At 56.1% G+C, this 18,542-nt stretch carries 15 protein-coding genes; 13 read left to right on the top strand and 2 right to left on the bottom strand.

Going from position 1 to position 18,542, the window contains the following annotated elements:
- Nucleotide 1 precedes the first annotated feature (1 nt).
- The 6 genes from hisC (at nt 2) to AABC73_RS21445 (ending at nt 6,723) form a co-directional block, all read left to right on the top strand.
- A complete protein-coding gene (gene hisC / locus AABC73_RS21470) occupies nt 2-1,114 on the top strand; it encodes a histidinol-phosphate transaminase (RefSeq protein ID WP_341520862.1) in 1,113 nt (370 codons plus the stop codon).
- Nucleotides 1,115-1,142: 28 nt separating this feature from the next.
- Nucleotides 1,143-3,350: a bifunctional prephenate dehydrogenase/3-phosphoshikimate 1-carboxyvinyltransferase gene (locus AABC73_RS21465; protein WP_341524300.1), complete on the top strand. Its 2,208-nt coding sequence runs from the start codon at nt 1,143-1,145 to the stop codon at nt 3,348-3,350.
- Complete coding sequence (cmk, locus tag AABC73_RS21460; protein WP_065832011.1) at nt 3,347-4,036, top strand: (d)CMP kinase; 690 nt, start codon at nt 3,347-3,349, stop codon at nt 4,034-4,036. Before AABC73_RS21465 ends, cmk begins: the two co-directional genes overlap by 4 nt.
- Nucleotides 4,037-4,156: 120 nt before the next feature.
- Nucleotides 4,157-5,848, top strand: a complete 1,692-nt coding sequence (rpsA, locus tag AABC73_RS21455) for a 30S ribosomal protein S1 (protein ID WP_020289191.1) — start codon at nt 4,157-4,159, stop codon at nt 5,846-5,848.
- A gap of 317 nt (nt 5,849-6,165) precedes the next feature.
- The gene (gene ihfB, locus AABC73_RS21450; protein WP_020289192.1) at nt 6,166-6,462 is read left to right on the top strand and encodes an integration host factor subunit beta; all 297 of its coding nucleotides are present in this window, start codon (nt 6,166-6,168) and stop codon (nt 6,460-6,462) included.
- A 24-nt stretch (nt 6,463-6,486) separates the two neighbouring features.
- Complete coding sequence (locus AABC73_RS21445; protein WP_341520861.1) at nt 6,487-6,723, top strand: LapA family protein; 237 nt, start codon at nt 6,487-6,489, stop codon at nt 6,721-6,723.
- Between the two features lie 395 nt (nt 6,724-7,118).
- Here AABC73_RS21445 and AABC73_RS21440 read toward each other — a convergent pair whose 3' ends face one another.
- A complete protein-coding gene (locus AABC73_RS21440) occupies nt 7,119-8,222 on the bottom strand; it encodes an IS5 family transposase (RefSeq protein WP_341520860.1) in 1,104 nt (367 codons plus the stop codon).
- Between the two features lie 131 nt (nt 8,223-8,353).
- On the opposite strand from AABC73_RS21440, the gene AABC73_RS21435 reads away from it, so the two are divergent.
- The 7 genes from AABC73_RS21435 to fabF all read left to right on the top strand — a co-directional run bounded on the left by AABC73_RS21435 (nt 8,354) and on the right by fabF (nt 17,902).
- Complete coding sequence (locus tag AABC73_RS21435; protein WP_341520859.1) at nt 8,354-9,331, top strand: IS5 family transposase; 978 nt, start codon at nt 8,354-8,356, stop codon at nt 9,329-9,331.
- Nucleotides 9,332-9,608: 277 nt separating this feature from the next.
- The gene (locus tag AABC73_RS21430) at nt 9,609-11,054 is read left to right on the top strand and encodes an MBL fold metallo-hydrolase (protein ID WP_341520858.1); all 1,446 of its coding nucleotides are present in this window, start codon (nt 9,609-9,611) and stop codon (nt 11,052-11,054) included.
- Between the two features lie 685 nt (nt 11,055-11,739).
- Nucleotides 11,740-12,720, top strand: a complete 981-nt coding sequence (locus tag AABC73_RS21425) for an SDR family oxidoreductase (protein ID WP_341524299.1) — start codon at nt 11,740-11,742, stop codon at nt 12,718-12,720.
- On the top strand, nt 12,713-13,729 hold the full coding sequence (locus tag AABC73_RS21420) for a glycosyltransferase family 4 protein (protein WP_341520857.1): 1,017 nt from the start codon (nt 12,713-12,715) through the stop codon (nt 13,727-13,729). The genes AABC73_RS21425 and AABC73_RS21420 overlap by 8 nt, the downstream gene beginning before the upstream one ends.
- Before the next feature lie 111 nt (nt 13,730-13,840).
- Entirely contained in the window at nt 13,841-15,835 is a 1,995-nt protein-coding gene (locus tag AABC73_RS21415) for a nucleoside-diphosphate sugar epimerase/dehydratase (RefSeq protein ID WP_341520856.1), read from the top strand.
- 168 nt (nt 15,836-16,003) lie between these two features.
- Nucleotides 16,004-16,333 (top strand): helix-hairpin-helix domain-containing protein, encoded by a 330-nt coding sequence (locus tag AABC73_RS21410; RefSeq protein ID WP_341520855.1) that lies wholly within the window; start codon nt 16,004-16,006, stop codon nt 16,331-16,333.
- Between the two features lie 294 nt (nt 16,334-16,627).
- A complete protein-coding gene (gene fabF / locus AABC73_RS21405; RefSeq protein WP_341520854.1) occupies nt 16,628-17,902 on the top strand; it encodes a beta-ketoacyl-ACP synthase II in 1,275 nt (424 codons plus the stop codon).
- Here fabF and AABC73_RS21400 read toward each other — a convergent pair whose 3' ends face one another.
- The gene (locus AABC73_RS21400) at nt 17,903-18,466 is read right to left on the bottom strand and encodes a TetR/AcrR family transcriptional regulator (RefSeq protein WP_341520853.1); all 564 of its coding nucleotides are present in this window, start codon (nt 18,464-18,466) and stop codon (nt 17,903-17,905) included.
- Between the last annotated feature and the right edge of the window lie 76 nt (nt 18,467-18,542).

Genomic DNA, 18,542 nt, shown 5'->3' with positions numbered 1-18,542 from the left:
CATGACTGACGACTTCCTCGCCCTGGCCCAGCCAGGCGTGCAAAAACTTTCGCCTTACGTTCCGGGCAAGCCCGTGGACGAACTGGCGCGTGAGCTGGGCATCGCCCCGGCGCACATCATCAAGCTGGCGAGTAACGAAAACCCGCTGGGTGCCAGTCCCAAAGCATTGGCCGCCATTCGTGACGAGCTGGCCGAGTTGACCCGCTATCCCGATGGCAATGGCTTTGAACTGAAAAAGCGTCTTGCCGAGCGCTGCGGGGTGCAAGCGAGTCAAGTCACGCTGGGCAATGGCTCCAACGACATTCTTGAACTGGTCGCCCGGGCTTATCTGGCGCCGGGGCTCAATGCGGTGTTCAGCGAATTTGCCTTCGCCATCTATCCGATTGTGACCCAGGCCGTTGGCGCAGACGCGCATGTCGCGCCGGCTAAAGACTGGGGCCATGATCTGCCTGCAATGCTGGCGGCCATCGACAGCAACACGCGTGTGGTTTTCATCGCCAATCCGAACAACCCGACCGGTACCTGGTTTGGCCCGGATGCCTTGAACACGTTTCTCGCCGCGGTGCCCAGGCATGTGCTGGTGGTGTTGGACGAGGCCTACATCGAATACGCCCAGGGCGCCGAACTGCCTGATGGCCTGAATTACCTCGCCGATTTTCCGAACCTGCTGGTCTCGCGCACCTTCTCCAAGGCCTACGGCCTGGCGTCGTTGCGGGTCGGTTATGGCCTGTCCTCGCCAGCCGTTGCCGACGTACTCAATCGAGTGCGCCAGCCGTTTAATGTCAACAGCTTCGCGCTGGCGGCTGCGTGCGCCGCGCTGGATGACGTGGATTACGTCACCAAAAGTCGCCAGTTGAATGAAGTGGGCATGGAGCAGCTGGAAGGCGGTCTGCGTTTGCTGGGGCTGGACTGGATTCCATCGAAAGGCAATTTCATCGCCGTGGATCTGGGTCGTGAAAGCGCGTCTGTTTATCAAGGCTTGCTCCGCGAGGGCGTGATCGTGCGTCCGGTTGGCGGTTATGGCATGCCCAATCACTTGCGCGTCAGCATCGGTCTGCCGCAGGAAAATACCCGTTTCCTTGAAGCGCTGGCCAAGGTTCTGGCGCGTGATTGATGTCATCTCAATGCAATCTGCCCGGCCTATGATCGGCCGCCTGGTAGTCGTGGGTCTGGGTTTGATCGGCGGCTCCTTCGCCAAGGGTTTGCGCGAAAGCGGGTTGTGCGGCGAAGTGGTCGGTGTCGATCTCGACCCTCAATCGCGCAAGCTGGCGGTGGAGCTGGGTGTTGTTGATCGCTGTGAAGAAGATCTGGCAGTCGCCTGTCGCGGTGCCGATGTCATCCAGCTTGCGGTGCCGATTCTGGCCATGGAAAAAATGCTCGCATTGCTGGCCACTTTCGATCTTGGCGATGCCGTGCTGACCGATGTGGGCAGCGCCAAGGGTAACGTCGTGCGGGCTGCAACCAAGGCCTTTGGCGGCATGCCTTCGCGCTTCGTGCCGGGGCATCCGATTGCGGGTTCGGAGCAGAGCGGTGTGGAAGCGTCCAATGCCCAGTTATTCAAGCGCCACAAAGTGATTCTGACGCCGCTGGCCGAAACTGATCCACAAGCCCTCGCGCTGGTTGATCGGTTGTGGTCCGAGCTGGGCGCCGATGTCGAGCACATGCAGGTCGAACGTCACGATGAAGTGCTGGCCGCAACTAGTCATCTGCCGCATTTGCTGGCTTTCGGCCTGGTGGATTCGTTGGCCAAGCGCAATGAAAACCTGGATATCTTCCGTTACGCCGCCGGTGGTTTTCGCGATTTCACGCGTATTGCCGGCAGCGACCCGGTGATGTGGCATGACATCTTCCTCGCCAATCGCGAGGCGGTTTTAAGGACGCTGGATACGTTCCGCAGCGACCTCGATGCCTTGCGCGACGCGGTCGATGCGGGTGACGGGCATCAATTGCTGGGCGTATTCACCCGTGCTCGAGTGGCTCGCGAACATTTCGGCAAGATCCTCGCGCGCCGGGCCTATGTCGACGAACAGCCCGCCAGGGACCTGGTGTTTGTCGCCAGCCCGGGCGGTAGCGTTCGCGGCCGTATTCGGGTGCCGGGGGACAAGTCGATTTCCCATCGCTCGATCATGCTGGGCTCCCTGGCTGATGGCGTCACGGAGGTCGAAGGTTTCCTCGAAGGCGAAGATGCGCTGGCGACGTTGCAGGCGTTTCGTGACATGGGCGTGGTAATCGAAGGCCCACATCACGGTCGCGTGGTTATTCATGGGGTGGGGCTGCACGGGCTCAAGGCCGCGCCGGGTCCGCTGTATCTGGGCAATTCCGGGACATCGATGCGTTTGCTCGCCGGTTTGCTCGCTGCACAGGATTTCGACAGTTCGCTGACCGGAGACGCCTCGTTGTCCCGGCGTCCCATGAGTCGGGTTGCCGATCCTTTACGGCAGATGGGTGCTGTCATAGAGACTGCTGCTGAAGGTCGTCCGCCGCTCACGATTCGTGGCGGGCAGTCGCTCAAAGGTCTGACCTACGACATGCCGATGGCCAGCGCTCAGGTCAAGTCCTGCTTGCTGCTGGCGGGTCTGTATGCCGAGGGCAAGACCAGCGTGATCGAGCCCGCGCCGACTCGCGACCACACCGAGCGGATGCTGCGTGGTTTTGGCTATGCGGTGAGCGTCGACGGTTCAATGGTTTCTGTTGAATCAGGTGGAGGCTTGACGGCTACCAGGATCGAAGTGCCGGCAGATATCTCCTCGGCAGCGTTTTTTATGGTCGCGGCCTCGATTTGCGAGGGTGCCGATCTGCTGCTGGAACACGTTGGTATTAATCCGACCCGCACCGGCGTGATCCAGATCCTGCGTCTGATGGGGGCGGACATCACCCTGGAAAACCAGCGTGAAGTGGGCGGTGAGCCGGTGGCGGACCTGCGCGTGCGCTCGGCGAAGCTTAAAGGTATTGAAATACCTCAGGCGCTGGTGCCGCTGGCAATCGACGAGTTTCCGGTGTTATTCGTTGCGGCGGCCTGCGCAGAAGGGCGTACTATCTTGCGCGGCGCACAGGAGTTGCGGGTTAAAGAGTCGGATCGTATCCAGGTCATGGCCGATGGTCTGCTGGCGCTTGGCGTCAGCGTTCAACCTGTGCCGGACGGGATTATCATTGACTCGAGCCAAATGGGTGGCGGCGTAGTGAATGCCCATGGCGATCATCGTATCGCCATGGCCTTCAGTGTTGCGTCACTGCGGGCTTCGGCCCCGATTCATATTCATGATTGCGCGAACGTCGCTACGTCGTTCCCAAATTTTCTCGCGCTTTGCGCTCAAGTCGGCATGCGTGTAGTGCAAGAGGGACAGCTGTGAAGATTAAAGCACCGGTTATCACCATCGACGGACCAAGCGGTTCAGGTAAAGGCACAGTTGCCGGTTTATTGGCCAAGCGGCTGGGATGGTGCCTGTTGGATTCCGGCGCGCTGTATCGTTTGCTGGCGTTTGCCGCCCGCAACCATGGCGTCGACCTGACCAACGAAGAAGCCCTGAAGCTGTTGGCCGCGCACCTCGATGTGCAATTCGAAGCCGGGCCTGGTGGTCAGGGGCAGCGCATCATCCTCGAAGGCGAGGACGTGACTCAGTCGATTCGTAACGAGCAGATTGGCAGCGGCGCTTCGCAGGTCGCTTCTTTGCCGGCGGTGCGCGATGCCTTGCTGCAGCGTCAACGGGCCTTTCAGGAAGAACCGGGCCTTGTCGCAGACGGTCGCGACATGGGTACGGTGGTGTTTCCGGACGCCCCTCTGAAGATTTTTCTGACCGCCAGCGCCGAGGAACGTGCTCGACGCCGTTACTTGCAGTTGAAGGCCAAAGGCGATGATGTTAGTCTGTCGAGTCTGCTAGATGAGATATGTGCACGCGACGAGCGTGACACCCAGCGAGCGGTAGCGCCGCTCAAGCCGGCGCATGACGCCATACAGCTGGATTCCACGGAATTATCCATCGAGCAGGTGTTGGAACGCATCATGAGTGAAATCGCGCTTCGCGATATCGCCGGATGACAAAGAAGCGTGTGGGAGACCAGTCGAGTCCCGCAGGCTTTCTTTTACTTGAACGAAACCCACGTTGTCTGGAATGTGGCAGATGGGCGTATTCTTCGCCCTTGATCAACAGGAATTAAAATGAGCGAAAGCTTTGCAGAACTTTTTGAAGAAAGCCTAAAGACCCTCAACCTTCAGGCCGGTTCGATCATCACCGCGATCATCGTTGATATCGATTACCAGGCTGGATGGGTGACGGTTCACGCCGGTCTCAAATCTGAAGGCCTCATCCCGCTGGAGCAGTTCCACAACGACGCTGGCGAGCTGACCATCAAGATCGGCGACGAAGTTCACGTTGCTCTTGACGCGGTCGAAGACGGCTTTGGCGAAACCAAGCTGTCCCGCGAAAAAGCCAAGCGTGCCGAGTGCTGGATCGTTCTGGAAGCGGCTTTCGCAGCTGAAGAAGTGGTCAAGGGCGTTATCAACGGTAAGGTTAAAGGCGGCTTCACTGTCGACGTTAACGGCATCCGTGCGTTCCTGCCAGGTTCTTTGGTTGACGTCCGCCCTGTGCGTGACACGACTCACCTGGAAGGCAAAGAGCTCGAGTTCAAGGTCATCAAGCTCGACCAGAAGCGCAACAACGTTGTCGTTTCCCGTCGCAGCGTCCTCGAAGCCGAGAACAGTGCCGAGCGCGAAGCTCTGCTCGAGTCCTTGCAGGAAGGCCAACAAGTCAAAGGTATCGTCAAGAACCTCACGGATTACGGCGCATTCGTCGATCTGGGTGGCGTCGATGGCCTGCTGCACATCACCGACATGGCCTGGAAGCGCATCAAGCATCCATCGGAAATCGTCAATGTTGGCGATGAGATCGATGTAAAAGTCCTGAAGTACGATCGCGAACGCAATCGTGTTTCCCTGGGCCTGAAGCAACTGGGCGAAGACCCATGGGTTGCTATCAAAGCTCGTTACCCGGAAGGCACTCGCGTAACTGCCCGTGTCACCAACCTGACCGACTACGGCTGCTTCGCAGAGCTGGAAGAAGGCGTGGAAGGCCTGGTACACGTTTCCGAAATGGACTGGACCAACAAAAACATCCACCCTTCGAAAGTCGTTCAAGTCGGCGACGAAGTGGAAGTTATGGTTCTGGACATCGACGAAGAGCGTCGTCGTATCTCCCTCGGCATCAAGCAGTGCAAATCTAACCCATGGGAAGATTTCTCTGGCCAGTTCAACAAGGGCGATAAAATCTCCGGCACCATCAAGTCGATCACCGATTTCGGTATCTTCATTGGTCTGGACGGCGGCATCGACGGCCTGGTTCACCTGTCCGACATCTCCTGGAACGAAGTGGGCGAAGAAGCCGTACGTCGTTTCAAGAAGGGCGACGAGCTCGACACCGTTATCCTGTCTGTAGATCCAGAGCGCGAGCGTATCTCGCTGGGTATCAAACAGCTGGAAAGCGATCCGTTCTCCGAGTACGTCACTGTCAATGACAAAGGCGCAATCGTCCGCGGTATCGTTAAAGAAGTTGACGCCAAAGGCGCCATCATCACTCTGGCCGACGACATCGAAGCTACCCTCAAAGCCTCCGAAATCAGCCGTGACCGCGTTGAAGACGCGCGTAACGTTCTGAAAGAAGGCGAAGAGATCGAAGCCAAGATCATCAGCGTTGACCGCAAGAGCCGCGTGATCAGCTTGTCCATCAAGTCGAAAGACGTTGAAGACGAGAAAGAAGCGATCCAAAGCCTGCGTAGCAAGCCAGAAACTGCAGAAAGCACCGGTCCTACCACTATTGGTGACCTGCTTCGCGCACAAATGGAAAAACAGAACTAAGTTCTGATTGACCATTAAAAAGGGCGACTTCGGTCGCCCTTTTTTATGAGCGCGATTTGAGTGTGAGCTCCTGACGCTTCGGCAGGCCGCCTGATCGCCAGAGGCCGGTTCACCTGGCGTTCCTTGGTGTTTTCTCCTTGAAGAGCCTCAGGGGCGCTTCCTGGTCTCTAGCCTTGCACACGTTCATTCATCGCTCACAGACGTTTTTCCAACAGTAACAGCCTCACATAAGTCAATACTTGGGCTGTTCAAATCGATCCGGTCATGCTAAAACCTTCGGAGCGCTGATCTAGCTGCTTGAAAAAGAAGGGAAAAATATGACGAAGTCGGAGTTGATCGAACGAATTGTCACCCATCAAGGGCTGCTCTCATCCAAGGATGTTGAGCTGGCCATCAAGACCATGCTTGAACAAATGTCCCAATGCCTGGCCACCGGCGACCGTATCGAGATACGTGGCTTTGGCAGCTTCTCTTTGCACTATCGCGCGCCGCGTGTGGGCCGTAACCCAAAAACCGGCCAGTCGGTAACGCTGGATGGCAAATTTGTTCCGCACTTCAAGCCAGGCAAAGAACTACGCGACCGCGTCAATGAAGACGAAGAAGAAGGGCTCTAGGCCTTCAGAACGGAGAATAGATACATGCAGATTCTTGTACGCGCTCTGCTAGGCATCGTCGCTTTGGCCGTAGTCGCGACCACGATTATTTTCATCCTGGAAAATCAGCAGCCTGTTTCGCTGGCATTTTTAGGGTGGTCGGCTCCGCAACTTTCACTCGCGGTGCCCATAGTCCTCGCGCTTCTGGTCGGTATGCTCATCGGTCCGGTTTTGTCTTGGGCAGCGAGTCTGCGCAAAAAACGCAGAGTGGCGGCTATCTAGCGGTCCTGTTGCGGCACTCTGTAGTCTGCGTCGTCGGATTCTGAAATCTCGGAATCCTCCCAGGATGTGTCCGGGCTGTGCTTGATCCCCGGATCTGACCGCATACCCGGCAAAATTATTTGTTTGACCAGCATCTTTCTGCGAAAAGACCGACTGACTTTGTAATGGATGTCATCAAGTCTTGTAGGATCTTTCTTCTGATTTGCTCAGAAAAATAATTGATGCTTGTACGGCTTTGTAACTTGTTATACGGCTTATACGATTACCCCTTTGTTTACGGGGATGGATGTTTATTTCATATCTGACTTGGCCAATACACAGTGTTGTCAACCCAGTTGCAATAAATCTGTCCGCGAGCAGAATGCACCTCATTCCCTAAGAGGGTGTAGACAAAATCAAGTCGTGAGTCGGCGTGCGAGCATCCTGGCCTCGGCTAGCCACACCCAGGCCTCGCTCACAGCAAACAACCGGTCGTGGTGCATAATCAGCCGCCTAGCTCTCTCGTTCCAGGCATGTGTCCGCTCCACCACCCACCGCTTGGGCATCACCACAAAACCGGTCGGAGCAGGCGCCGCCGTGAACAAGTCACCTTGTTCTGAATGCCATTTCCCGGTGCGTCGATTGTTTGGCCCCCGGATGACCTGAACCTCAAGCGAATGAGTGTGCTGTATACGCTGGGCCCACTTTCCGGCGTAGGCGCTGTCGACGAACAGTGTATTCAATGACGGGTATTTGCCCATTGAGGACGTCACTGCCTCGTCCGCCGCGTCGCGATCCTGCACGCTGGCTGCACTGATGCTCACCGCCAAAAGCAGGCCCAGGGTATCGACGATCAGACTGCGCTTGCGCCCTTTTACCTTCTTGCCTGCGTCGTAGCCGCTTTCGCCGCCTTGAGGAGAGCTACGGGTCGATTGAGAGTCCAGAATAGCGGCTGACGGCTTTTCATCACGATCCTCCCGCTCTCGCCATTGGGCACGAAGCCGATCATGCATTTGCTCAAACTTGCCCTGCGCGCTCCATCGTCTGAAGGTTTTATAGACATTGTCCCAGTGCGGGAACTCGCGAGGCAGCATTCGCCACGAGCAACCCGTGCGCACGACATAGCAGCAAGCCTCGAGCAGTGTGCGCCGGGAGTGACGGGGCGGCACGCCACGCCCTCCTGAGATTTCAAACAAATCAGCGACCAGCGCCCATTCTGCGTCGGTAAGACAACTGGGGTAGCGTTGCTCTGGCGACTGACGTCGGTGTGCCTCGGTGTAGCCATAAGACTTACGAGGCTCGGGAGGCTGGAAGCTGCCCCTGGGCCGCTCCTTAACACGAATAATCCCGGCCAGTTTCAACGCCTTGGCGAACGTGTCGGGATGAGCGGTGATGCCCGTTTCGGCATGGAATGCTTGCGCCAATTCGGCCTGACTGGAATAGGGTTGCTCATGAGCAAGCCTGGTCAGCAGTGGGTGATGCTCCGCTGTAATTACGGGTGGGCGTCCAATTCGAGGCATGGCATTAACACTATGCTGGAAATAGGTAAGGAGTTTACTTTATTTTGTCTACACCCTCTAAGGAAACTCTGAAAAAGACTTCGAAATCTGGTGAAATACGCCAGTCACAAGCACTGAACGGTTGAGCCCCGATGAAGCAGATGTCCTTCGCTGACGCCGAATACGCTGGCAAACGCAAACAAACCCGCCGTGAGCGCTTCCTGAACGAGATGGATCAGGTCGTGCCATGGAATGGCTTGATCAAGCTGATCGAGCCGCACTATCCAAAGGGCGAAGGTGGTCGTCCGGCCTATCCGTTGATGGTGATGTTGCGGGTTCATCTGATGCAAAACTGGTTCGGTTATAGCGACCCGGCCATGGAAGAATCGCTCTACGAAACCACAATTCTGCGCCAGTTTGCCGGGCTGCATCTGGATCGAATTCCAGACGAAACCACGATCCTCAACTTCCGTCGACTGCTGGAAAAACATGAGCTGGCCGGTGGGATTTTGCAGGTGATCAATGGTTATTTGGGCGACCGTGGTTTGTTGCTGCGCCAAGGCACGGTGGTCGATGCGACGATCATTCATGCGCCGAGTTCGACCAAGAACAAAGACGGCAAACGCGACCCTGAAATGCATCAGACCAAGAAGGGAAATCAATACTATTTCGGGATGAAATCGCACATCGGTGTCGATGCCGAATCCGGTTTGGTGCATAGCGTAGTGGGCACTGCGGCGAATGTCGCGGACGTAACCCAGGTCGATAAGTTGCTGCACGGAGAAGAAACTTACGTCTCTGGCGATGCCGGTTACACCGGCGTCGAAAAGCGCCCCGAGCATCAAGATCGCCAAATGATCTGGTCGATTGCCGCTCGGCCCAGCCGCTATAAAAAGCATGCAAAGAAGAGCCTGATCGGGCGCATGCGTCGCAAAATCGAATACGCGAAAGCTCAACTGCGTGCCAAGGTTGAGCATCCGTTTCGCGTGATCAAACGCCAGTTTGGTTATACGAAAGTGCGCTTCCGGGGCCTTGTTAAAAACACCGCGCAGCAGACCACGCTGTTTGCTCTGTCGAACCTGTGGATGATGCGAAAACGATTGCTGAATGCAGGAGAGGTGCGTCTGTAATGCGGACAATGAGCACTGAAAAGCGCTCATACGCAGAAAAAAGGGGAATTAATAGAGGAAGAGGTCTGATTTTCGATTGAGTCGACATTTTTTGAGCCTCAAGCTACGGGGCCGTTGAAAACGCCTGCCTACTTCAGACCTTCCCTAATGGACGAGCGTGGTTGAACTAATCGAAGTTTGTTCGAAATGTCCCTAAGCGCATGTATCTGCACGACGGCATTTTGGCTTGCTGCGAGGAATCGGACCTACCGCTGAGTCAGGATTGAAGAGGTCATTCATGCAGTATCCCCAAATCACTCATCATGGCGGCGTTGCAAGTGTTACTGGCTCATGTCATGAGTTGCAGATGGATGAACATTACAGCCTGCTCATCGATTGTGGGGCTTTGTTGGAGTCTGTTGACGGAAAAGACCCATCCGCTGTTAATTCCATTCAGTTTGCTCTAGACACCATAAAGGCGTTGGTACTAACCCATGTGCATGCCGACCATGTGGGTCGCATTCCTGAGTTGCTGGCTGCCGGGTACACTGGTCCCATTTTGTGTAGCGAACCCTCTGCACATCTATTGCCAGTCGTCTTGCAAGATGCCTTCAGTCACCAGTTTGGTCGTTCTGCAGAAGAACTGGATGACTACCTGACGACTATCAATAAACGAATAGTCCCACTACCGTTTGACCGATGGTTCACGGTCGTCGAAACCGACCAATTGGTATGCAGCGTTCGCCTGCAGCGAGCAGGGCATATCCTGGGCTCTGCGTATGTTGAGTTCGATATCAATTATCCGCTGGAGAAGCGTAACAAGCGTGTAGTGTTTTCCGGCGACCTGGGTTCAAGCCATACACCCTTCTTGCCAGGTCCCAAGTCGCCTGAGCGGGCTGACATACTGGTCTTGGAAAGCACCTATGGTGATCGCCTGCATGAAGATCGCGCCAGCCGACAGCAAAGGCTCGAGGCAGTTATAGACCAGGCCTTGGCCGATAACGGCACCGTATTGATTCCGGCGTTCAGCATCGGCCGCACGCAAGAGTTGCTGTACGAAATCGAAGACATCCTGCGACGTAAAGTGCTTGCCGATGCGCCTTTCCCCACTAATCCTGAAGGCATCGAAGCCGGTCCAGCGGCGGGCTGGTCGCAATTGCCAGTCATTCTGGATTCTCCCCTCGCAGCAAGCTTCACCAGGATATACAGGGACTTCAATGATTACTGGGATGCCGAAGCTCAGGAGCGACTGAGCGAAGGGCGTAGACCCCTGGCGTTCGGACAGTTGATCACCATCGACAGCCACGACAAGCATCTGCAGGTCGTCAATTATCTATCCAGTACCAAACGCCCAGCGATTGTCATTGCCGGCCACGGCATGTGCGCAGGCGGCCGAATCGTCAATTATCTCAAGGCGATGCTGGGCGATAGCCGGCACAACGTCATATTCGTCGGCTATCAAGTCAAAGGCACGCCCGGCGCAGCCATTCAGAAGTACGGACCGCAGGGCGGCTACGTCGAGCTGGATCGGGAGCGTTTCGCAATCAATGCAGGCGTGACCACTGTGGGTGGCTATTCAGCGCATGCCGATCAGGGCGAGTTGATCGAGTTCGTTACGGGTATGAGTGAATGGCCGACAGAGATAAGGCTGGTTCATGGTGAGATCAATGCGAAAAAGACCTTGGGCGCCTCGCTGAATCGGAAATACGCAGCTAAAAAACGCGCTGTAATGATTACCAGCTAATAACTGTTGGCGTCGAATACATCCTGTGCTCATAGGTCCGCAAGGTCCATGTATTAAGTGGTATTGGCCTTGATCTACAGAGATATGTGTATTCGGCACCACCCTCTTGTGTAGTCAACGTTATTTTCGTGGGTAGTTTTCTGGCCGAAAAGGCGTACGAGAGTATGTAACGGCTGCGCGACAGGTAAAGCTCAGGTACCCCGCAGCCAAATTCTTCCTGTTAGCTGATCTGGATGAAGCTAATCCGGAAGCGCTGTCACGTGAGGAACTCCTACAGCTTATGCACAAGGGCATCGTCATACATCCCGGTCATGTTGAGGACGTGCGCAGCTGGCTTAAGTGTCTTTGTCTTGGCATCCTGCCCAGAAAGGGGTTCCCCGGAGTACCCAGGAAGCAATGGCGATAGGTCGGCCGGTCCTTACTACAAATGTGCCTGGCTGTAGGGACACCGTCGTTCATGGAGGAAATGGATTTATTTTTCCGCTATTTTCGGTTCCGGGCCTCGTAGATAGATGGTCTTTTTTATAGAAAATCCAGATCGGATCGAACCTATGGGGCCGGAAAGCTATAGCCTGGCCAAAGCCAGATTTGATGCAATAAAAGTGAATGCGAAGCTTGTTGAATATTTCAATTGAGTTTTGAAGTCCTGTCGGTAACATCCCTGAAATTTCCAGAGTACGGTCTTATGGTTGGTAAAACGACATTGATTGGCATTACTGGCGCGACAGGGTTTGTCGGTGGTGCTGTTTCGCGTCATTTGTCGGCTCGCTCCGATTTTTCGGTGCGTGTCGCCGTACGTGGTGATTACGCCGAGCCCGATGATGCTCTGGAAGTTGTACCGATCAAGTCGATTGAGCCGGACGTTCAGTGGGATAGTTTTGTAGACGATGTTGACGTTGTCATCCACACCGCCGCCCGCGTTCACGTAATGAACGATACCTCGCTGGACCCTGAAGCAGAGTATCTGCGCATCAACGTAGCCGGAACGCTGAACCTTGCCGAACAGGCGGCGGCGGCAGGTGTGAAGCGCTTTATCTTCATCAGTTCAATCAAGGTAAATGGCGAGGCAACAGCATCGACCAAACCCTTTAGCGCCGATCAGGTTGCCAATCCTTCTGATCCTTATGGCGTCTCGAAAGCCAAGGCTGAACAAGGACTTCGAGAACTCGCCGCTCGTACGGGCATGGAAGTGGTCATCATTCGCCCGGTGCTGGTTTACGGTCCCGGCGTCAAGGCCAACTTCCTGAGCATGATGCGCTGGCTCGACAAAGGTGTTCCGCTGCCGCTTGGTGCCATCAACAATCGGCGCAGTCTGGTTGCTCTGGATAATCTGGTGGATCTGATAGTCGCGTGCATTCAACATCCGGCCGCCGCCAACCAGACGTTTCTGGTCAGCGACGGCAATGATCTGTCTACATCCGGGCTACTGAGGCAAATGGCCAAGGCCTTGGGCAAGGCACCGCGCTTGATCCCGGTGCCGATGTGGTTGCTGACGACAGCCGCCACGCTATTGGGGAAGCGAGCTTTTTCACAAAGACTCTGCGGTTCCCTGCAGGTTGATATAACCAAAACCTGTACGATGCTCGGCTGGGCGCCTCCGGTCAGTGTCGAAGAAGCCATGAAGAAGACTGCGCAATATTATCTGGAACATAAAAACGATGAGTGAGTGGTGGTGGGTTGTATTGGCGGTGTTGTTGTCGCTAACGCTGACGGCCGGTCTTCGTCGCTATGCGCTTTCGCAAAGTTTGATGGATGTGCCCAATGCCCGTAGTTCGCATTCGGTGCCTACGCCACGTGGGGGCGGCGTTTCTATCGTTATTACATTTCTCCTGGCGCTGGTCTTGCTCGGTTTCCAGCAAAAACTGCCTACTGCCGCGTTAATAGCGATAGCGGGCGCGGGCGCTTTGGTTGCGGTGATCGGCTTCATGGATGATCACGGGCATATTGCCGCGCGTTGGCGGTTGCTTGGTCATTTTGCGGCTGCGGCATGGGCGCTGTTCTGGCTGGGCGGCCTGGCACCACTGGATCTTTTTGGCGTGCGGGTCGATCTCGGTTTTGTCGGTAACGTTCTCGCGGCGTTTTATCTTGTATGGATGCTCAATCTCTACAACTTCATGGATGGCATCGACGGCATTGCCAGTATTGAGGCGTTGAGCGTTTGCTGTGGTGCGAGCATCATTTACCTGATGTGCGGTTTTACTGAGCTGATCTGGATGCCAATGCTGCTCGCGGCGGCAGTTGCCGGGTTCCTGTTCTGGAATTTTCCGCCAGCTAAAATCTTCATGGGTGACGCAGGCAGCGGATTTCTAGGCGTCGTGTTGGGGGTGGCTTCGCTGCAGGCGGGTTGGGCTTCACCTCAGCTATTCTGGGCATGGTTGATTTTGCTGGGAGTGTTCATCGTCGATGCGACCTTCACCCTGATCCGGCGTTTGTTGCGCGGGGACAAGGTTTACGAAGCCCATCGCAGTCATGCTTATCAATTCGCATCACGGCGGTACGGTCGGCACCTGCCGGTCACGCTGGCAGTGGGCTTGATTAACCTGTTGTGGCTGCTGCCCGTAGCGTTGTGGGTGGTGACGTCCGGAATTGACGGGCTGTTGGGCATTTGCATTGCCTATGTGCCGTTGGTGTTGCTGGCAGTCAAATTCAGTGCGGGCGCGCTCGAACGTGATTGACAGCGCGGTACCCCGGTTTTTCAGATAAATTGAAACAATTCCGTGTTTGCGTGACAGTTCAAATTCGTTGTGTCGAAACAAGAGGGGGAGCAAGAGGTGCGGGAAGGAGTCATGAACACGTTACGGAATTTTTTAGTGGCGTTGCCACGTCGGCAAAAGCGTGTAATCCAGGTCGCCACTGATGTTGTGTTGGTCTGGTTTGCGCTTTGGATGGCGTTCGTCGTTCGTCTGGGAATCGACGACCTGGTCAATCCGCTGGAAAAACATACCTGGCTGTTCATCAGCGCGCCGATCGTTGCTATTCCGCTGTTTATCCGGTTCGGGATGTACCGCGCTGTCATGCGCTATTTCGGCAATGATGCGTTGATAGCGATCATCAAGGCTGTAAGCCTTTCCGCTCTTATTCTTGGTTGTATCGTATATTCCTACAGCAATCATCAGCCTGTGGTACCGCGTTCCATCATGTTCAACTATTGGTGGTTGAGCCTGGTGATGATCGGCGGGCTGCGCCTGGCGATGCGTCAATATTTCCTCGGCGACTGGTTTTCTGCCGCGCAGCACGTGCCGTTTACCAACCGTGATGACGGCTTGCCCAAGGTCGCGATCTATGGCGCGGGCGCAGCCGGTAATCAACTGGTCGCGGCCCTGCGAATGGGGCGGCTGATGCGGCCCGTGGCATTTATCGATGACGACGAATCCATCTCCAATCGGGTGATTTCCGGGTTGCAGGTCTACAAGCCCAAACACATCCAGCGAATGATCGAGGTCACTGGCGCTCAGGAAATATTACTGGCGATTCCCTCATCGACCCGTGGCCGGCGTCGCGAGGTTCTGGGCTATCTGGAAGGTTTTCCGCTGCACGTGCGCAGCGTACCCGGCTTCATGGATCTGGCCGCAGGCCGGGTCAAGGTGGATGACCTTCAGGAAGTGGACATCGCCGACCTGCTCGGGCGCGATTCCGTACCCGCCCAGGAGGAACTGCTGGAGCGCTGCATCAAAGGCCAGGTGGTGCTGGTGACCGGCGCGGGTGGGTCGATCGGCTCCGAACTCTGTCGGCAGATTCTGTTGCTTGGGCCAACGACGCTGCTGTTGTTCGATCACAGTGAGTTCAACCTCTACACCATTCTTTCCGAGCTTGAGCAGCGGGTTGCGCGCGAGTCTTTGTCGGTGAAGTTGTTGCCGATTCTGGGGTCGGTACGTAATCACTCCAAGTTGCTGGACATCATGAAAACCTGGCATGTGGCAACGGTTTATCACGCCGCAGCGTATAAGCACGTGCCTATGGTTGAGCACAATATTGCCGAAGGCGTGATCAACAATGTCGTGGGTACCCTTAACACTGCCCAGGCGGCACTTCAGGCGGGTGTCGCGAACTTTGTGCTGATTTCCACGGACAAGGCTGTCCGGCCAACCAATGTCATGGGCAGCACCAAGCGTCTGGCCGAGCTGACCCTTCAGGCCTTGAGTCGCGAAACGGCGCCGGTAATGTTCGGTGACAAGGCTAACGTCTATCAGGTCAACAAAACCCGATTCATCATGGTTCGTTTTGGCAACGTCCTGGGCTCATCGGGCTCGGTCATTCCGCTGTTCCATAAGCAAATTCAGTCCGGTGGGCCGTTGACGGTCACCCACCCGAAAATTACCCGTTATTTCATGACTATTCCGGAAGCCGCCCAGCTGGTAATCCAGGCCGGTTCCATGGGCCAGGGTGGCGACGTGTTCGTTCTGGACATGGGTGAACCGGTGAAGATCGTCGAACTTGCAGAGAAGATGGTGCATTTGTCAGGCTTGAGTATTCGGTCCGAGAAAAATCCCCACGGCGATATCTCGATTGAGTTCACCGGATTGCGTCCAGGCGAAAAGTTGTACGAAGAGTTGCTGATCGGCGATAACGTGGTGTCAACCGAACACCCGATGATCATGAGCGCTCACGAAGACTATCTGTCCTGGGAAGTATTGAAGGTGCGCCTCTCTCAACTTCTTACAGCCGTTGAAGACGATGATTACACTGCTGTCAGACAACAACTAAGGGAAACCGTCAGTGGTTATTCGCCGGACGGGGAAATTGTTGACTGGATATATCAGGAACGTCGCGGCGAATTCTGATAAGGATTGACTCGGTCTAACTGGACTTTTTATTTGTGAGCTATTTTTACAACTGATTCGAGTAATAACTCGAAACTCTTGTCGCCTTTGACAGCCCCCATTCATCAACTAATTTGAATGAGCGACTTTGGAAAGTTGCTAACTTTAATGATGTTATGGAGCCTGCTAATGCGTAAGTCTTTTCTGTCCTCGCTGTTGTTTGCTTTGCTGACCAGTGCCTCGGTCGCGGTTACGGCCGCGCCGATGTCGCCTGCAACAATGGATACGCCAAAGATGGCGAGCATGCAGCAACAAATGACCGATAAGGTCAACATCAACACCGCCGATGCGGAAACGCTGCAAAAGCAGCTGTCCGGTATCGGCATGGGCAAAGCCAATGCGATTGTTGCCTACCGCGAGACCAATGGTGCGTTCACTTCGGTTGATGAGCTCATTGAAGTGAAGGGCATTGGCAAAGCCATTCTGGAAAAGAACCGCGAAAAGCTTGTGGTTCAGTAACGCGTCCTGCCTCACTCCAACCCGGCCGATCAAGGATCGGCCGTCTTTCTCCCGCCTAATCGCAACCCCATCCGTCATCCCCGTTGCTCCAAACTCTCAACCCGCTTGACATGATGAATGTCGGCCGACATACAATGCGCTTAAATTATGGTCGTAATTTAATTGCAGCGCCTTTGAGGCCGGACCATCGAGATGGTTGGCGCGCGCCTTGCCTTGGCCCGAACCTGTCTCTGAGTCGCGCAGTTGCTCGTTACAAAGGCTGATCCCTTCGATGAAAACCAGGAGAACGAGTGTATGAGTGGTCCCCGAATCGTCGTCACCGGCATGGGCCTTGTCACGCCTCTGGGCTGCGGGGTCGAACCTGTCTGGCAACGTTTGCTGGCAGGTCGTTCCGGCATCGTCAGGCTGGCGGAAGAGGTTGTTGCTGATCTACCGGGCAAAGTCGGCGGCCGTGTGCCGTTGTTGGAGGAAGATGCCGAAGCGGGCTTTGATGCTGATTGGGCGGTGGCTGCCAAAGAGCAGAAGAAGATGGATCGTTTCATCCTGTTCGCCCTCGCCGCAGCCAAGCAAGCCATCGCCCAGGCTGGCTGGGCGCCTGATACGCTGCAGGCCCAGGAGCGCACGGCGACGATTATCGGTTCAGGAATCGGCGGTTTTGTGTCCATCGCCGAGGCGGTGCGCACCACCGATACACGCGGGCCGCGACGCCTTTCGCCGTTTACGATTCCGTCTTTCCTGGTCAATCTCGCGGCGGGTCACGTCTCCATCCAGCACGGTTTCAAAGGTCCGCTTGGCGCTCCGGTTACCGCTTGCGCGGCAGGTGTGCAGGCCATCGGCGATGCGGCGCGGATGATTCGCTGCGGCGAGGCTGACATTGCGATCTGCGGCGGGGCGGAAGCGGCTATAGACCGAGTCAGCCTCGCCGGGTTTGCCGCCGCCCGGGCGCTGTCCAGTGGCTTCAACGAAAACCCCGAGCGGGCTTCGCGACCGTTCGACCGGGATCGTGACGGTTTCGTCATGGGCGAAGGTGCCGGGATTCTGGTGATTGAATCGTTGGAGCATGCGCTGGCCCGTGGCGCCACGCCGATTGTCGAACTGGTCGGGTATGGCACCAGCGCCGATGCCTACCATTTGACCGCCGGACCGGAAGACGGCAGCGGCGCTCAGCGTTCCATGCAGACGGCAATTCGCCAGGCGGGTATTGAACCTGCGCAGATCCAGCACCTGAACGCGCATGCCACGTCTACGCCAGTGGGGGATAAAGGTGAGATGGCCGCGATCAAGGCGGTGTTTGGCGATCAGAACTCAATCGCGGTGACCTCGACCAAATCCGCAACCGGGCACTTGCTCGGCGCTGCAGGTGGCATAGAGGCGATCTTCACCGCCTTGGCGATTCGCGATCAGATAGCCCCAGCGACGCTCAACTTTGATAATCCTGACGAGGCTGCGCACGGGTTGGACATCGTGCACGGTGCCGCGCGGCCGATGGCGATCGAATATGCCTTGTCCAACGGCTTCGGCTTTGGCGGCGTCAACGCCAGCGTACTGTTTCGCCGCTGGCGTGACTGATCACGCCTCGCTCGGGGTCTTCTTCAACCATTCCCGGGCAGTTGCCAGGATCCGGTCCGACAGTTCCGGGTCCTGCACGCTGCGTGACAACATCAGCGCGCCGACCATGGTCGACAATATCATCATGCTCTGCGCTTCGGCATCAGGGCCGGACAGGGTGTTCTTGAGGGAATCCAGTCGGGCGAGAATAAGCTCGTCAGTGGTCGGGCTGGGTTGACCGCGCTGTCCCAGTTCGCAGGACATGGTCGGCAGCGGGCAGCCTTTGTCGGGGTTGCTGCGATGGCTTTCGGACAAATAGAAATCGATGTATTTCTCCAGCGCGTTTTCTTCAGCAAAAACCGGTGCGGTGCGTTCACGGGACTCGTCCACCGCGCAACGCAGGGCTTTTTCCACCAGATCGTCCTTGGATTTGAAGTGCGCGTAAAAGCCGCCATGGGTCAGGCCCAAGGCCTTCATCAAAGGTTGCAGACCTGTTGCGCCAATGCCGTCGCGCCGAAAACGTGCCGCCGCTTCGGTAAGGATGCGTTGATGAGTTTGAGCTTTGTGATCCTGTGCGTAACGCATGCTGAGCCTCCCGACCTGGCTCGTTAAATGGTGGTCGACATTTTCACATGGATGCGCCAGCCGATGCAGCATTCAT

This window comes from Pseudomonas sp. G.S.17, from assembly GCF_038096165.1.
Lineage (GTDB): Bacteria > Pseudomonadota > Gammaproteobacteria > Pseudomonadales > Pseudomonadaceae > Aquipseudomonas.
This window is presented reverse-complemented; position numbering and strand designations above follow the sequence as displayed.

Excerpts from the sequence above, each read along its gene's own strand:
- hisC (WP_341520862.1), top strand. The coding sequence starts at position 2 with ATGACTGACGACTTCCTCGCCCTGGCCCAGCCAGGCGTGCAAAAACTT.
- AABC73_RS21465 (WP_341524300.1), top strand. The coding sequence starts at position 1,143 with ATGATCGGCCGCCTGGTAGTCGTGGGTCTGGGTTTGATCGGCGGCTCC.
- rpsA (WP_020289191.1), top strand. The coding sequence starts at position 4,157 with ATGAGCGAAAGCTTTGCAGAACTTTTTGAAGAAAGCCTAAAGACCCTC.
- ihfB (WP_020289192.1), top strand. The coding sequence starts at position 6,166 with ATGACGAAGTCGGAGTTGATCGAACGAATTGTCACCCATCAAGGGCTG.
- AABC73_RS21445 (WP_341520861.1), top strand. The coding sequence starts at position 6,487 with ATGCAGATTCTTGTACGCGCTCTGCTAGGCATCGTCGCTTTGGCCGTA.
- AABC73_RS21440 (WP_341520860.1), bottom strand. The coding sequence starts at position 8,222 with ATGCCTCGAATTGGACGCCCACCCGTAATTACAGCGGAGCATCACCCA.
- AABC73_RS21435 (WP_341520859.1), top strand. The coding sequence starts at position 8,354 with ATGAAGCAGATGTCCTTCGCTGACGCCGAATACGCTGGCAAACGCAAA.
- AABC73_RS21430 (WP_341520858.1), top strand. The coding sequence starts at position 9,609 with ATGCAGTATCCCCAAATCACTCATCATGGCGGCGTTGCAAGTGTTACT.
- AABC73_RS21425 (WP_341524299.1), top strand. The coding sequence starts at position 11,740 with ATGGTTGGTAAAACGACATTGATTGGCATTACTGGCGCGACAGGGTTT.
- AABC73_RS21420 (WP_341520857.1), top strand. The coding sequence starts at position 12,713 with ATGAGTGAGTGGTGGTGGGTTGTATTGGCGGTGTTGTTGTCGCTAACG.
- AABC73_RS21415 (WP_341520856.1), top strand. The coding sequence starts at position 13,841 with ATGAACACGTTACGGAATTTTTTAGTGGCGTTGCCACGTCGGCAAAAG.
- AABC73_RS21410 (WP_341520855.1), top strand. The coding sequence starts at position 16,004 with ATGCGTAAGTCTTTTCTGTCCTCGCTGTTGTTTGCTTTGCTGACCAGT.
- fabF (WP_341520854.1), top strand. The coding sequence starts at position 16,628 with ATGAGTGGTCCCCGAATCGTCGTCACCGGCATGGGCCTTGTCACGCCT.
- AABC73_RS21400 (WP_341520853.1), bottom strand. The coding sequence starts at position 18,466 with ATGCGTTACGCACAGGATCACAAAGCTCAAACTCATCAACGCATCCTT.